Origin of the sequence: Rubrivivax albus (assembly GCF_004016515.1) — a bacterium.
GTDB lineage: Bacteria > Pseudomonadota > Gammaproteobacteria > Burkholderiales > Burkholderiaceae_C > Rubrivivax > Rubrivivax albus.
This window is the reverse complement of record NZ_SACT01000009.1, coordinates 176,733-190,732: the sequence shown is the minus strand read 5'-3', so window position 1 is coordinate 190,732 and position 14,000 is coordinate 176,733. Positions and strand designations below refer to the sequence as shown.

At 71.5% G+C, this 14,000-nt stretch carries 14 protein-coding genes; 12 read left to right on the top strand and 2 right to left on the bottom strand.

The features are described 5' to 3' along the window. Positions 1-107 precede the first annotated feature (107 nt). Positions 108-743 carry a TetR family transcriptional regulator gene (locus ENE75_RS21620; protein ID WP_310733648.1) on the top strand — a complete coding sequence of 212 codons (636 nt, stop codon included), beginning with the start codon at positions 108-110 and terminating at the stop codon, positions 741-743. Here the strand turns inward: ENE75_RS21620 and ENE75_RS21615 are convergent. Beyond that, on the bottom strand, positions 724-1,605 hold the full coding sequence (locus ENE75_RS21615) for a DMT family transporter (RefSeq protein ID WP_233259201.1): 882 nt from the start codon (positions 1,603-1,605) through the stop codon (positions 724-726). The two genes, ENE75_RS21620 and ENE75_RS21615, sit on opposite strands and share 20 nt — an antisense overlap. A 191-nt stretch (positions 1,606-1,796) precedes the next feature. Between ENE75_RS21615 and ENE75_RS21610 the strand changes: the two genes are divergently transcribed. Together ENE75_RS21610 and ENE75_RS21605 are read left to right on the top strand one after the other, a co-directional pair. After that, positions 1,797-2,786: an efflux RND transporter periplasmic adaptor subunit gene (locus ENE75_RS21610; RefSeq protein ID WP_158289041.1), complete on the top strand. Its 990-nt coding sequence runs from the start codon at positions 1,797-1,799 to the stop codon at positions 2,784-2,786. Next, positions 2,783-5,908, top strand: a complete 3,126-nt coding sequence (locus ENE75_RS21605; RefSeq protein ID WP_128200569.1) for an efflux RND transporter permease subunit — start codon at positions 2,783-2,785, stop codon at positions 5,906-5,908. The genes ENE75_RS21610 and ENE75_RS21605 overlap by 4 nt, the downstream gene beginning before the upstream one ends. 13 nt (positions 5,909-5,921) lie before the next feature. On the opposite strand, the gene ENE75_RS21600 is transcribed toward ENE75_RS21605, so the two are convergent. Further along, positions 5,922-6,929, bottom strand: coding sequence for a metal-dependent hydrolase (locus tag ENE75_RS21600; RefSeq protein ID WP_128200567.1), 1,008 nt, complete (start codon positions 6,927-6,929; stop codon positions 5,922-5,924). A gap of 140 nt (positions 6,930-7,069) precedes the next feature. On the opposite strand from ENE75_RS21600, the gene ENE75_RS21595 reads away from it, so the two are divergent. The 9 genes from ENE75_RS21595 to ENE75_RS21560 are packed head-to-tail and all read left to right on the top strand — an operon-like array spanning position 7,070 to position 13,999. Beyond that, positions 7,070-7,639 (top strand): contractile injection system cap protein, encoded by a 570-nt coding sequence (locus ENE75_RS21595; RefSeq protein WP_158289040.1) that lies wholly within the window; start codon positions 7,070-7,072, stop codon positions 7,637-7,639. A 10-nt stretch (positions 7,640-7,649) separates the two neighbouring features. Beyond that, complete coding sequence (locus ENE75_RS21590; protein WP_128200563.1) at positions 7,650-8,654, top strand: hypothetical protein; 1,005 nt, start codon at positions 7,650-7,652, stop codon at positions 8,652-8,654. Positions 8,655-8,673: 19 nt separating this feature from the next. Then, positions 8,674-10,074, top strand: a complete 1,401-nt coding sequence (locus tag ENE75_RS21585; protein WP_128200561.1) for a phage tail sheath family protein — start codon at positions 8,674-8,676, stop codon at positions 10,072-10,074. Between the two features lie 22 nt (positions 10,075-10,096). After that, positions 10,097-10,531, top strand: coding sequence for a phage tail protein (locus ENE75_RS21580; protein WP_128200559.1), 435 nt, complete (start codon positions 10,097-10,099; stop codon positions 10,529-10,531). Positions 10,532-10,541: 10 nt separating this feature from the next. Further along, positions 10,542-10,985, top strand: a complete 444-nt coding sequence (locus tag ENE75_RS21575; protein WP_128200557.1) for a phage tail protein — start codon at positions 10,542-10,544, stop codon at positions 10,983-10,985. 9 nt (positions 10,986-10,994) lie between these two features. Continuing rightward, positions 10,995-11,156, top strand: a complete 162-nt coding sequence (locus tag ENE75_RS25135) for a DUF5908 family protein (protein ID WP_199232385.1) — start codon at positions 10,995-10,997, stop codon at positions 11,154-11,156. Positions 11,157-11,159: 3 nt separating this feature from the next. Beyond that, the gene (locus tag ENE75_RS21570) at positions 11,160-11,828 is read left to right on the top strand and encodes a CIS tube protein (RefSeq protein WP_128200555.1); all 669 of its coding nucleotides are present in this window, start codon (positions 11,160-11,162) and stop codon (positions 11,826-11,828) included. A 4-nt stretch (positions 11,829-11,832) separates the two neighbouring features. Next, positions 11,833-13,527, top strand: a complete 1,695-nt coding sequence (vgrG, locus tag ENE75_RS21565; protein ID WP_128200553.1) for a type VI secretion system tip protein VgrG — start codon at positions 11,833-11,835, stop codon at positions 13,525-13,527. 22 nt (positions 13,528-13,549) lie between these two features. Continuing rightward, complete coding sequence (locus ENE75_RS21560; protein WP_128200551.1) at positions 13,550-13,999, top strand: gp25 family contractile injection system sheath assembly initiator; 450 nt, start codon at positions 13,550-13,552, stop codon at positions 13,997-13,999. Position 14,000 lies beyond the last annotated feature (1 nt).

Sequence of the window (14,000 nt, the reverse complement as noted above, 5' to 3'; positions counted from 1 at the left end):
GGGTCCGGTCTGGAAATGAGGCGCATCAAGCGCTGGACGTGACATCAGTATACATACAGTCTAGAATGTATGAATTACGTTCCTGTCATCTGCTGCACTGCCGCAAGGTGACGCTGTCGCTGCTCAATCACTCGATGGTCCGCCGCACCAAGGCCGAAGCCGAAGCCACCCGCACCGCGATCCTGGACGCCGCCGAGCGCCTGTTCGAGGCGCGTGGGGTCTCGCGCACCTCGCTGCAGCACATCGCGGCCGAAGCAGGCGTGACCCGTGGCGCGGTCTACCACCACTTCGCAGACAAGGCCCAGCTGTTCGACGCGATGATGAAGCGCGTCAAGCTGCCGATCGAGCAGGCGCGCGCCGCGCTGGAGGCCTGCCCCGGCCACGAACCCCTGGTGCGTCTGCGCACGCTGCTGTGCGACACGCTCCGCCGCGTTGCCGACGACGCGCAGACCCAGCGCGTGTTCGAGATCGCGCTGCACAAGGTGGAGACGGTGGACGAACTCAGCAGCGTGCGCACGCGGCACCGCGAGGCGGTGGCCGAGCACATCGCCACCATCGCGCGCTGCCTGGAGCATGCGGACCTGCCAGCGCAGGATGCCATCGCGGTACACGCCCTGGTGGTAGGTCTGATGCAGACCTGGCTGCTGGACCGCGGCAGCTTCGACCTCGTGGCCGTGGGGACCGATGCCGTCGATGCGCTGCTGGATGGGCTGGCCGGCCGGGTCAACGCGCCCGCAGGTTGAGGACGTTGGCGGCCACGATCACCGCCATGCCGGCCAGTGCCAGCGCGTCCACCCGTTCGCCATAGAGCCACCAGCCCAGCAGCGCCACCAGCGGCAGGCGCAGGAAGTCCACCGGCATCACAGCCGCCAGTTCCGCCAGCTTGAGCGCACGCGCGATGCAGTAGTGCGCACTGAGCGCGGTCAGGCCCACGAGCAGGATCCAGGGCCACTGGCCCCAATCCGGCGGCTGCCACGTCCACAGCGCCCCAGCGGTGGCCAGTGGCAGCTGCACCACGGTCATGTAGAACAGGATCGCCAGCGGCGCGTCGGTCGGCGCCAGCCGCTTGGTGGCCAGGTAGCTCAGCGCGTAGGCCACCGCGCCGCCCAGCGCCGCCAGCGACGCCCACTGCAACAGGCCGGCCCCGGGCCGCAGGATCATCAGCACGCCGGCCAGGCCCAGGACGATCAGGCCTGCGCGCTGTGCCGTCAACCGTTCGCGCAGGAGCAGTGCAGCCAGCAGCGCGGTCCACAGCGGAATGGTGAACTCGATGGCGAACACGCTGGCCAGCGGCAGTGCGCCGATGGCGAAGAACCAGCCGAACTGCCCGCCCAGGTGGGCCAGGTTGCGCCCCACGTGCAAGCCCAGGCGCCGCGTGTGCAGCACCCGCCAGCCGGCATGCCACGCCAGCGTGCCCACGATCACCAGACCGACCACGCTGCGGAAGCACAGGATCTGGAACGTGCTCAGCGTGGCCGACAGTTCCCGCCCGGAGAGCGCCATGAGCAGGAAGGACAGCACGGCGCCGCCCATCCATGCCACGCCACGCCAGCGAGCAGCCAAAGCCTGGGATCCGCTCTTCGGTCCGGTCGCGGTCATCGACATCGCCCGATTGTGAAGGCGGCGCCGTTGAAACCCGGTGCGGCCGAACGCCCACACGCCGGCGCCCGTGGCCAGGCTCTGGCACGATCGGAGGCGATTCCCCCTTCCCGCCCGGCGCGGTCCGCCGCGCCTGCCACTCTGTCTCGATGCCCCATCTGCTTCTCCGCCGCGCCTTGCCCTCGATGCTGCTTGCGATGGCCCTGCCGGTCCTGGCACAGAAGGCGCCGCCGGCAGCGCCGGTCATCACCGCCGCCGTGCGCAGCGTGGCCGACGACGTGGCGCTGGAACTGGTGGGCAGCGGCCTCGCACGCCGTGCGGCCACGCTGCAGGCGGCTGCCGCCGGCGAGGTGACGCGGGTGGCGTTCCGCGCCGGTGACCGGGTGCGCGCCGGCCAACTGCTGTTGACCCTGGACGACCGCGCCGAACGGCTGGCGGTCCAGCAAGCGGAAACCCGCCTGGCCGCGGCGCAGCGGCTGCGCGACCGCTATGCACCGCTGGACGGCACCGGCGCCCTGCCCCAGACGCAGATCGACGACGCCGAGTTGGCGCTGCGCGAAGCCGAGCTGGCGTTGTCCCAGGCGCGCGAGGCGCTCCGCGACCGCCGCGTGCTGGCGCCGTTCGACGGCATCGTGGGCCTGGCCGCGCTGCAGCCGGGCGATCGTGCCGAAGCCGGTGCCACGCTGACAACCATCGACGACCGGCGCGTGCTGCGCGTGCGGTTTGCCGTGCCGGAGCAGCACCTGGCGCGAGTCAGGCCAGGGCAGCCGGTGGCGGTGACGACGCCGGCACACGGCGCGCAGCGCTTTGCCGGCAAGCTGGTGCAGATCGACAGCCGCGTGGACGCGTTGGCCCGCACCGTGTCGCTGGAGGCCGAGGTGCCCAACCCCGACGACCGCTTGCGCCCCGGCATGTCCTTCGCTGTGCAGCTGGCCTTGCCGGGCACGCCCCGGCCGGCCGTGCCGGAGCTGGCCCTGCAGTGGGACCGCGACGGTGCCTTCGTCTGGCAAGTGCGGGACGGCAAGGCAGCGCGGGTGCCCGTGCGGCCGCTGCGGCGGCAGGATGGCATCGTGCTGCTGGAAGGCCAGCTGCGCGACGGTGACCTCGTCGTGGTCGAAGGCGTGCAGCGGTTGCGCGACGGGCGCGCGGTGGAGGTCGTCGGCCGCAACGGCGGGGCGCCGGCGTGAGCCCGGGTGACAACGCCCCGCCGGCCGCCGACCGCGCCACCGACCTGCCCGCGCTGAGCATCCGCCGCCCCTGGCTGGTGGTGGTGCTGAACCTGCTGATCGTCATCGCCGGCCTGGGTGCGCTGCGCGGCGTGGAGCTGCGCGAGCTGCCCAACGTCGACCGCCCCATCGTCGCCGTGCGCGCCGACTTCCCCGGGGCGGCGCCGGAGACGCTGGACGCCGAGGTCACGCGCGTGCTCGAAGGCGCGGCCGCCCGCGTGCCCGGCGTGGTGCAGGTGCGCGCCGGCAGCGAGGAAGGCAACCTGCGCGTCATCCTCGAGTTCAGCCCCGACGTGAACCTGGTGGACGCCGCCAACGATGTGCGCGACGCCATCTCGCGCGTCGAGTCGCAGCTGCCCGCGGGCGTGCAGAACCTCAGCATCGTCAAGGCCGACGCCGACGCCGAGCCGGTCATCCAGCTGGCCGTGGCCAGCCGCGTGCTGTCGGTGGACCAGCTCACGCGGGCGGTGGAGGAACAACTCGAACCGGAACTGGTGGCCGTGCCCGGCGTGGCCGACGTGACCCTGTTCGGCGGCCGCGAGACGGTGATGCGCGTGCGCCTGGACCCGGCCCGCCTGGCGGCGCGCAACGTGGCCGTGGACGAGGTCGTGGCCGCGCTGCGCAGCGCGCGCGCCGATGTGCCGGCCGGCAGCCTGCAGGGCGGCGAGTTGCAGGTGCTGGTGCGCGCCAACGCGTCGCTCACCGAACCCGGGCAGCTGGGCGCGCTGCAGCTGCGGCCCGGCGTGTACCTGCGCGACCTGGCCGACATCGTGCTGGCGCCGGCCGACGCCACGGCCTACGTGCGGCTGGACGGGCGCAACGTCATCAACGTGGGCGTCGTGCGCCAGGCGCAGTCCAACAGCGTGGCCATCTCCGAAGGCGTGCGGCGCGTGGTGGAGCGCATCAATGCGCGTGGCGAGGCGCTGCAGGTCAGCGTGGTGGCCGACGAGGCCATCTTCATCGAAGGTGCGCTCAGCGAGGTGGTGGCCAGCCTGCTGATCGCCGCGGTGGTGGTGGTGGCCGTGGTGGGCCTGTTCCTGGGCCGCTGGCGGCCCACGCTGGTGCCGGCGGTGGCGATCCCGATCTCGCTGATCGGCACCCTGGCGGCCATCTGGCTGCTGGGCTTCTCGCTGAACCTGCTGACCCTGCTGGCCCTGGTGCTGGCCAGCGGCCTGGTGGTGGACGACGCCATCGTGGTGCTGGAGAACATCCAGCGCCGGCGCGCCGCCGGCCTGGGGCCGCGCGCGGCGGCGGTGCTGGGCACACGGGAGGTCTTCTTCGCCATCATGGCCACCACGGCCACGCTGGTGGCGGTGTTCGTGCCCATCTCCTTCCTGCCGTCCACCACCGGGCGGCTGTTCACCGAGTTCGGCTGGGTGATGGCCATCGCGGTGATGCTGTCCAGTTTCGCGGCCCTCTCGCTGGGGCCGATGCTGGCCGCGCGCATCCCGCCCGACGGGCCGCCCGGGCCGGTGCAACGATCGCTGGCGCGCATCGGCCGTCCGGTCGCGGCGGGCTACACGCGGGCGCTGGCCTGGGCGCTGCGGCGGGCCTGGGCCGTGTTCGCGCTGTGCCTGGCGTTGGGCGCCGGTGCACTGTGGCTGCACCAGAGCCTGCCGAGTGAACTGGCCCCAGCCGAGGACCGCGGCGTGCTGCGCATCCGCCTGGACGGCCCCGACGGTGCCGCGCTGGCCTACGCCGACCGCCAGCTGGACCTGGCCCTGCCGCTGCTGCAGCCGCTGGTGGACGAGGGCCTGGTCACGCAGGTGTTCACCATCACCGGACGCTGGGACCCGCACCGCGCCGAGATCATCGCGCCGCTGGCCGACTGGGCCGACCGTGAGGTCACGCAGCAGCAGGTGGCCGCGCGTCTGCAGCCGCTGCTCGACCGCCTGCCAGGGGCCCGCGTGCGGGTGTTTGGCGGTGGCAGCAGCCTGGGCGGTGGCGGGCCCAGCGACGGCAGTGTGCGCATGGCGATCACCGGCGACACGCACGCGGCGATCGCCGAGCAGGCCTTCGCCTTTGCCGCGGCCATCGAACGCGAGATCCCGGCACTGCAGGACCTGCGCGTGGACTGGAACGTGTCACAGCCGCAGCTGGGCCTGCAGGTGGACCGCGAGCGCGCCGCGGCGCTGGGTGTGCCGGTGGCGGGGCTGGACGCCGCGCTGCGCGCGCTGGTGCAGGGCTACGAGGTCGACGAACTCAGTCGAGGCGACCGCGCGGTGCCGGTGTTCGTGGAGTCGGCCCGGCGCGCCGCCACCGACCCCAGCGACCTGCTGATGTTCCAGGTGCGCGCCGCCGACGGCCGCCTGGTGCCGCTGGCGCAGTTCGTACGTTTCGAGGAAGGTGCCATCGCCGCCGAGCTCAACCGCTTCGGTCAGCGCCGAGCGGTGGAGATCGACGCCGCCGTGGCCGCCGGCGTACCGCTGCAGCAGGTGGTGGACCAGCTGCGCGCGCTGGCCACGCGCGAGCTGCCGCCGGAAATGGGCCTGCTGTTCCGTGGCGATGCGGCCACGCTGGAGGAAACGGCCCGTGATGTGCAGCTGACCTTCGCCATCGCGCTGCTGGTGGTCTTCCTGGTGCTGGTGGCGCAGTTCGAGAGCGTGACCAGCGCCACCGTGGTGCTGTCCACCGTGCCGTTCGGGCTGGCGGCGGCCGTCTACGCGATGACCTTCGGCGGCGTGTCGCTGAACCTCTACAGCCAGATCGGCCTGCTGCTGCTGGTAGGGGTGATGGCCAAGAACAGCATCCTGATGGTGGAGTTCGCCGACCAGCTGCGCGACCAGGGCCGCAGCGTGCGCGACGCGGCCTTCGAGGCCGCCACCACGCGGCTGCGGCCGATCATGATGACCATGGTCTCTACCGTGCTGGGCGCGCTGCCGCTGCTGCTGTCGGCCGGGCCGGGGGCGGAGGCGCGCGTGTCCATCGGCGCGGTGATCTTCGGGGGCCTGTCGCTGGCGGCGCTGTTCACGCTCTTCCTGACGCCGGTGCTGTACCTGGGCATCGCGCGCTGGTCGGCGCCGCGGGCGCGACAGGGTGAGCAGCTTGCGCAGGAGATGCAGGCCGCCAGCGGCGGCGACTGACGGGCCGGTGCGCTCAGCGTGGCGGCGGCAGCGGTTCGCCGCCGGCACGCCGCCACAGCCAGGACAGGCCGCGCTTCACGTCGGGCCGGCTGCCGATCTGTCGCGATTCGGCCAGCGGCACCACCGGGCTGCGCCGCTCGGCCACGGCAAAGCGGAAGATGTAGGCCGGCTCCTGGCCCATGCGCAGGTCGGTGATGCCCAGCTGGCCGCTCTGCTCCCACATCGCCCAGAAGCCCTTGCTGAAGGCCTGGATGCGCTGCACGCCATCCTGAGCGCCGATGTCGGCGGCCAGCGCGGTGCCGCGGTCGAAACGGTCGAAGCGGATGGCGTCGCCCTCGTCCAGCAGCGAATGGAAGCCCTCGTGGTAGTGCGCACCGTCCACGGCCACCACGCGCCAGAGCACGGTGTTGAAGGCGGTGGGCGTCACCAGCAGGTGCTCGGCACGGATGCCCTGTACCGCCAAGGCCTTCTGCGCCGTGTCGGTCACGGCTGCCTGGGCCGCCACTGTCCATCCCAGGTAGGCGGTGCTGAGCATCAAGCCGACAGCGTTGGCCCGCCGCCCCTGCCCCGCCGATGAACTCAGCGCCCACACCACGCCCACGAGCAACGGCAGCGTGTACAGCGGGTCGATGATGAAGATGCTGCCGACGCCGAAGGGGTGGTCGCTGAACGGCAGCGCCAGCTGGGTGCCGTAGACCGTCATCGCGTCGAGCAGCGGGTGCGTCACCAGCACCAGCCACATCGCCCACCACCAGCGTCGCCAGCGGTCCCACTCGCCGCTCAGCCGAGCGACCACCATCGCAAAGGGCAGCGAAAACAGCGTCAGCCAGAACGGCGCATGCGTCTCTGCGCGATGCAGCACCATGTTCAGGATCGGGTCGCCGTGGTCGATCAGCACGTCCAGGTCGGGCAAGGTGCCGGCCACGGCGCCCCAGGCGGCGGCCTTCCAGGGTGCCGTGCGGCGACCCATGGCTGCGACGCCGACGGCGGCACCCAGCGCGATCTGCGAGAGGGAATCCATGGCCGGATTCTGTCGCCCCACTCCTTCCACCGCTGGCAGAGGCTCATTCCCGGGCCGCTCGAATGCGGTGCTGCAGCATCGTCACCCGCCCCTAGCCCTAGGGTTTGCCGGCCCGGCGAGCGAGGCATAGAACCCGGCAGGTGATCGACACCGCGCTGCAATTCCTGGCCGACGAGGCCAACGCCCACCTGTTGCGGCGGACGGGCAGCGAGCTCGGTGCGGTGACGCCGGGCACGGTGGTGGACGACGCCGGCCGCTGGACGGGGCCGATGGACACGACCCGGCTGCTGATGTTCCAGGTCGAGGAGGAACGCGCACTGCGCAGCCAGCTGCCGGAGCGCACCCTCGTCGGTGGCCGCGAGGTCAGCCTGCCGCCGCCGCTGCGGCTGAACCTGGTGCTGTTGTTCGCCGGCCGCTTCCAGCAGTACGGCACCGCGATGCGCACCCTGTCGCACCTGATGGCCTTCTTCCAGGCCCGCCCGGTGTTCAGCGCCGCCGAGTCGCCGGATCTGCCGCCGGGCGTGGAGCGGCTGACGATGGAACTGCTGAGCTGGGGGCCGGAGCAGGTCAGCCAGATGTGGTCGGCCATCGGCGCGCGGCAGCTGCCGTCGGTGCTGTACCGGTTGCGCATGGTGGTGCTGCAGGACAGCGAGCCGCAGGGCACGGGCTTGCCGATCACGGTGATCCAGGCCTCGGTCGGCGGACGCTAGGGGCATCGGCATGGCCCGCATCGCGTTCCGCACCCTCTGGACCCTGGAAGTGCGGCATGCGTTCTGGGGCGGGATCACCGATGCACTGCGCTTCGTCGTGCCGCCAGCCACGCAGCAGCGCCTGGCGGGTGTGCACGCGATGGCGCGGGAGCGCGGTGGTCGGCTCCATGTCCTGATGGAGGTGGACGAGGCCGATGCACCCCGGGCACCGCTGACCGGCGTGAACCTGAGCTTCGGGCTCGTGCCGAGCAGCACGGCGTTTGCCGGTGTGACCGCGGACGACGGCATCGCGCCCGGTCTGGTGCGCGCCTGGGACAACAGTGCCGACCCGGACACGCTCGCCGGCCCGCAGGGCCTGCAGGTCACCGGCCACCGGCCGCGCCTGTCGGCCGAGGACACCGCCCGTCCGTTGGCGATGCGGCTGTTCGACGCCGCCGGCGCGCTCGTCATGCAGACCGAACTGCAGGCCGCTGACGACGGCTGGACCCTGCCGATGGCGCTGCCACGGGGCGACTGGTTCGTCGAGGAACAGGGCCTGGGGCCGCCGGTGCGGCGCCGCCTGCGCGTCGATCCCGACCTGCAGGGCCTGTGGGGCCTGCTCGACCTCAACGTGGCCGCCAGTCACGTTGCAGCGGGCCACACCTTCACGCTGGACTTCGCCGCGGCGAGCGACACACTGCGCTACTACGTGGTGGCCTCGCACTTCGACGAAGCGCAGTTCGCGCAGGTCAACGTGGTCGATGCCGGTGCGGTGGCCGACGCACGGCCGGTGATCGAGTTCGACCGCATCGCCGCCGCCGGCTTCGGTGCCAGCCACCTGGGCACCGACCTGCTCGACCCCGCGGGCGACGCCCGCATCGCGCTGTTCCAGTCGCGCGCGGCGGTGGCGCGGCGCGCCAGCGGCCCGCGCGGCCTGCAACTGCAACGCAACGGCGACGTGCTGGTGGGCCACCTGCCCCAGCCCGGCGCAGACCGTCACGACGCGCAGTTCGTCGTTCACCTCAGCCAGCCCTGAACCCGAGGAGTCGCACGCCATGCCGACCTACAGAACCCCGGACGTCTATGTCGAGGAGATCTCGGTCTTTCCACCGTCGGTGGCCGAGGTCGAGTCGGCCATTCCCGCCTTCGTCGGCTACACGTCCACGGCCACCAGGGTGCTCGACGGCGACCTGTTGAACCGCCCGACCAAGATCTACAGCTTCGCGGAGTTCGAGCAGCACTACGGCCCGCCGGCCGGGCCAGCCATCGGCGTGGCCCTCACCGGCCCGGCGGCCGATGGCTACACCGCGGTGGTCACGCCGCCGGCCACGCCGCACCTGCTGTGGTACGCGGTCAAGATGTTCTTCGACAACGGTGGTGGCAAGTGCTACGTGGTGTCGGTCGGCGACTACAGCGCAGCGCCGGACGCCGTGGCCCTGGAAGCCGGCATGGACCTGGTGGCGCTCGAAGACGAGCCCACCCTGCTCGTCTGCCCCGAGGCCGCGGGCCTCGGCGGCACGGGCTACGACGACGTGGCGCAGAACATGCTGGCCCAGTGCGGCCGCCTGGGCGACCGCTTCGCCATCCTCGACCTCTTCGGTGGTGCGGGTGCGCAGGACAACGCAGCCCTGCTGGCCAACCGCGCGCGTGTGGGCAACCAGCACCTCAAGCATGGCGCGCTGTACTACCCGCACCTGCGCACGTCCTACAACCACCATGTGCTGCCGGACGAAAGCAACGTCTCGGTCACCATCACCGAGCCGCCCGGCCCGGCCGGCGCCCCGGTGACGCTGGCCGAACTGGGCGACCCCACCGATGCGGCCTGGAACACGGCGGCCTACAACGCCGCCAAGGCCGCGCTGGCCGATCACTACGTCGTCGTGCCGCCCAGCGGTGCCGTGGCGGGCGTCTACGCCGCCACCGATACCGCGCGCGGCGTCTGGAAGGCGCCGGCCAACGTCGGCCTCATGAACGTCGTCGAGCCCATGGTGCGGCTGGACAACGCGCGCCAGGACGAACTCAACGTCGACCCGACCACCGGCAAGTCCATCAACGCCATCCGCGCCTTCGCCGGCAAGGGCACGCTCGTCTGGGGTGCGCGCACGCTGGCCGGCAACGACAACGAATGGCGCTACGTGCCGGTGCGGCGCTTCTTCACGATGGTCGAGGAGTCGATCAAGAAGAGCACCTACTGGGCGGTGTTCGAGACCAACGACGCGAACACCTGGGTCAAGGTGCGCGGGATGATCGAGAACTACCTGACGCAGAAGTGGCGCGAAGGCGCGCTGGCCGGCGCCACCACCAAGGACGCCTTCTTCGTGCGCTGCGGCCTGGGCACGACGATGAACGCGCAGGACATCCTCGAAGGCCGCATGAACGTCGAGATCGGCATGGCCGTGGTGCGGCCGGCCGAATTCATCATCCTGAAGTTCTCGCACAAGCTGCAGACCAGCTGACCCGCGAAGGAAGGACACTGTCATGCCCCAGCAATATCCGCTGCCCGCCTTCCACTTCTCCGTCCAGTGGGGCGGCACGCGCATCGGCTTCACCGAGGTGGCCGGCCTCACCCAGGAGAACCAGGCCATCGAGTACCGCGACGGCTCGTTCCCCGAGTACTCGTCGATCAAGATGCCCGGCCTGCGCAAGTTCAGCAACCTCACACTCAAGCGCGGCATCGTCAAGGCGGACAACGAGTTCTTCCAGTGGCTGTCCACCGTGAAGCTCAACACCGTCGAGCGGCGCGACATCGTCGTCGCGCTGCTCAACGAGAACCACGAGCCGGTCATGGTCTGGAAGGCGCACAACGCCTTCCCGGTGAAGGTGGAAGGGCCGGCGCTGAAGGCCACCGGCAACGAGGTGGCCATCGAGTCCATCGAGCTCGCGCACGAAGGCCTCGAACTCCAGAACGAGTGACGGCACGCCGATGTACACGCCGCCGGTCGGCTTTCACTTCCGCGTCGAGGTGCTCGGGCTGGACGCCCCGAAGTCCGACGACCTGCGTTTCGTCGAGGTCGGCGGGCTGTCGGTGGAAAGCGGCACCGAGGAGGTGCCCGAAGGCGGCGAGAACCGTTTCACGCAGCGCTACCCGGGCCGCATGAAGTACGGCGATCTGGTGCTCAAGCGCGGCCTGCTCAGCGCCAGCAGCGTCTGGGAGTGGGCGCGCAAGGCGATCGACGACTTCGACATCGAACCGCGGGACGTCGACGTCACGTTGCTCGACGCCGAGCACAACCCGCTCGTGACCTGGCATGTCGTCGGTGCCTACCCCGTCAAGTGGGCGCTGTCGGAGCTCAACGCCACCGCGAACGCCTTCGTCGTCGAGACGCTGACGCTCGCCTACCGCCATTTCCGCGTCGATCGCGGATGAAGGTTGCCCATGCCTGTCGAGATCACCGAAGTCGTCATCCAGGTCAGCGTGGACAACGCCACCGGCGGCGGCGCCGCATCGCCCCCGGCACCGGCTGACGACCGGCAGGCGCTGGTGGCCGAATGCGTCGAGCGCGTGCTGGAAGTGCTGCGCCAGCGCCAGGAGCCCTGAACCATGGCGGGTGGGCGGCTCGAGAAACTGGTCGTGCGGGCGTACAGCACGCCCGACCATGCCGAGTCATCCCTGGTCGGCACCTTCACCGCCTACGTCAACCCGTCGGAGCTGACGCTGGCCTGGGAGATGGAATACGACAGCGGCCAGGGCTCCGGCACCACCGGCGCGCGCATGGACTTCAGCAAGGTCAAGCCCGGCGAACTGCAACTGGCCTTCTTCCTCGACGGCACGGGCGCCAATGGCGTGAAGATCGACGTGCAGGAACAGGTCGACGCCTTCACCACCCTCACCGGCTACAACGGAGACATCCACCGCCCGAACTACCTGCTGGTGGCGTGGGGCACGATCCAGGTCAAGCGCTGCGTGCTCAAGAGTGCCTCGGTGGCCTACAAGCTGTTCAAGCCCGACGGCACGCCGCTGCGGGCCACCATCAGCGCCACCTTCGTCGACGCGGTGGAGGACCAGACCCGTGTCGCCCTGGCGCAGGACAGTTCACCCGACCTGACGCATGTGCGTGTGCTGCGCGCCGGCCAGACACTCGCCGGCCTGTGCCACGAGATCTACGGCGACGCCACGTTGGGCGTGAAGGTGGCGCGGGTCAACGGCCTGGACGGCCTGCGCCGGCTGCCCGCCGGCACACGGCTGCGTTTCCCGCCACTGGACCGGTAGCACCATGCCGGTGGCCGAGCGCACCCTGCCGATTGCGGCCACGCACCGCGAGTTCAGAGTGCTCGTCGGCGGCGAGCCCGTGCCGCGCGAGCACGCGTTGCAGGCGGTGTCCATCGTGGCGCTGGCCAACCGGGTCGCCAGCGCGCAGCTGAGCTACGTCGACGGCAGTGCCGCGGCCGGCAGCTTCGCCCTGGCCGACAGCGCGCTGTTCGACCCCGGCGCGGCGGTCGAGATCCGTGCCGGCAGCGGGCGCGACCTGACCACGCTCTTCGTCGGCCAGGTCACCGGTGTGCGGCTGCGCATGCGCGAGTCTGCTCCGCCGCTGCTGCAGGTGGACTGCCGGCATGCGGCCACGGGCCTGACCGTGGCCCGCCGCAGCGCCGTCTTCCAGGACCAGACGGACAGCGACGTCATCGAGTCGCTGCTCTCGGCGGCCGGCGTGTCGGCCGAGGTGACCACCACGACGGTGCGGCACCCGCAGCTCGTGCAGCACGACTGCAGCGACTGGGACTTCATCGTCGCCCGCGCCCGCGCCTGCGGTCTGAACCTCTGCACCCGCGCCGACCGCCTGGTGGTCGTCGGGCCCGAGCTTGGCGGCGCCGTGGCCGAGCTGCGCTTCGGCGCCACGCTGCTGGCCTTCGACGGCGAGGTCGACGCCCGCCTGCAGGCGCAGGCGCTGCAGGTGGCCAGCTGGCAGCCGGACCAGCAGGCGGTGGACCTGGCCGACGCCGCCGACCCGGGTTTCGACGCCCCGGGCAGCTTCGCACCCGACACCCTGGCCGAGGCCGCCGGCGCCGCGGAGCGTGTGCTGCGGCACGCGGCCCTGCACACCGACGAGGCGGCCCTGCTGGCGGGCAGCACCTGGCTGCAGGCCCAGGCCAGCCTGCTGCGCGGCCGCGCCAAGTGCGCCGGCCTGGGCACCGTGCAGCCGGGCGACACGGTCACGCTGGCCGGCCTGGGCCAGCGCTTCGACGGCGACGCCCTGGTCACCGGCGTGCGCCACGACATGGACACGCAGCAGGGCTGGAAGACGCACCTCCAGCTCGGCCAGCCAGCGCCCGACGAGGCCCACGCGCAGCGCCTGCAACAGCGTCGTGCGGCCAGCCTGCTGGCGCCCGTCTCGGGCCTGCAGTGCGGCGTGGTCACCGAGATCGACGACCCCGACGGCGAATTCCGCGTGCGCGTGCGGCTGCCGCTGGTGGATGCCGGCGGTGCCGGCCTGTGGGCGCGGCTGCTGGCCACGGACGCCGGCGACGAACGCGGCTGGGTCTTCCGGCCGGAGGTCGGCGACGAGGTGCTGGTGGGCTTCCTGGACGAGGACCCGCGCCATCCGGTGGTGCTGGGCATGTTGCACTCCAGTGCCCATCCGGCACCGATGCCGCCCGACACGGCCAATGACCACAAGGGCTATCGCAGCCGCAGCGGCATCGAGTTGCTGTTCGACGACGGCACCGGTGCGCTGACGCTGCGCACGCCGCGGGGCAACACCCTGGTGCTCGACGACGGCGCCGGCGGCATCACGCTGGAGGACCAGCACGGCAACCGCATCGTGCTCGACGCCGGTGGCGTGCAGATCCGCAGCGCGTCCGCGCTGTCCATCGAGGCCACGAGCACCGGCGCGCTGGAAGCCGGCGCCACGCTGGACCTCAAGGGCGGCGCCACGGTCACCGTGGCCGGTGCGCAGGTGCAGCTGGGCTGACGGGACTGACGAACTGAACGCCATGGCCAGCCGCGACGACGTCCCCCATTTCCTCGGCCGTGGCTGGGCCTTCCCGCCGTCCTTCGACGGCGGCGGGGTGGCCATGGTCGACGACGAGGCCGACATCCGGCAGAGCCTGCAGATCCTCTTCGGCACCCTGCCTGGCGAGCGCCCGCTGGCGCCGGACTTCGGCCTGGACCTGTCGGCCCTGCTGTTCGAGCCGCTGTCCACCACCTTGCGCACCCTGCTCGAGGACCGCATCCGCACCACGCTGCTGGTGCACGAGGCGCGCATCCGGGTGTTGGCGCTGTCGGTGGACGACAGCCAGGCCCGCGAAGGCGTGCTGCACATCCGCCTGGACTACGCGGTGCGCAGCACGAATTCGCGCTTCAACCTCGTCCACCCGTACTACCTGGGTGACGCCAACGAGCTGCGCGAGACCCGGGCCCCCGGTGCCGCAGGTGCAGGCTGAC

What these genes read in the sequence shown, in the direction of transcription:
- ENE75_RS21590 (WP_128200563.1), top strand. Translation starts at nt 7,650, where the DNA reads ATGGCCCGCATCGCGTTCCGCACCCTCTGGACCCTGGAAGTGCGGCAT.
- vgrG (WP_128200553.1), top strand. Translation starts at nt 11,833, where the DNA reads ATGCCGGTGGCCGAGCGCACCCTGCCGATTGCGGCCACGCACCGCGAG.
- ENE75_RS21580 (WP_128200559.1), top strand. Translation starts at nt 10,097, where the DNA reads ATGCCCCAGCAATATCCGCTGCCCGCCTTCCACTTCTCCGTCCAGTGG.
- ENE75_RS25135 (WP_199232385.1), top strand. Translation starts at nt 10,995, where the DNA reads ATGCCTGTCGAGATCACCGAAGTCGTCATCCAGGTCAGCGTGGACAAC.
- ENE75_RS21610 (WP_158289041.1), top strand. Translation starts at nt 1,797, where the DNA reads ATGGCCCTGCCGGTCCTGGCACAGAAGGCGCCGCCGGCAGCGCCGGTC.
- ENE75_RS21575 (WP_128200557.1), top strand. Translation starts at nt 10,542, where the DNA reads ATGTACACGCCGCCGGTCGGCTTTCACTTCCGCGTCGAGGTGCTCGGG.
- ENE75_RS21585 (WP_128200561.1), top strand. Translation starts at nt 8,674, where the DNA reads ATGCCGACCTACAGAACCCCGGACGTCTATGTCGAGGAGATCTCGGTC.
- ENE75_RS21600 (WP_128200567.1), bottom strand. Translation starts at nt 6,929, where the DNA reads ATGGATTCCCTCTCGCAGATCGCGCTGGGTGCCGCCGTCGGCGTCGCA.
- ENE75_RS21570 (WP_128200555.1), top strand. Translation starts at nt 11,160, where the DNA reads ATGGCGGGTGGGCGGCTCGAGAAACTGGTCGTGCGGGCGTACAGCACG.
- ENE75_RS21615 (WP_233259201.1), bottom strand. Translation starts at nt 1,605, where the DNA reads ATGTCGATGACCGCGACCGGACCGAAGAGCGGATCCCAGGCTTTGGCT.
- ENE75_RS21560 (WP_128200551.1), top strand. Translation starts at nt 13,550, where the DNA reads ATGGCCAGCCGCGACGACGTCCCCCATTTCCTCGGCCGTGGCTGGGCC.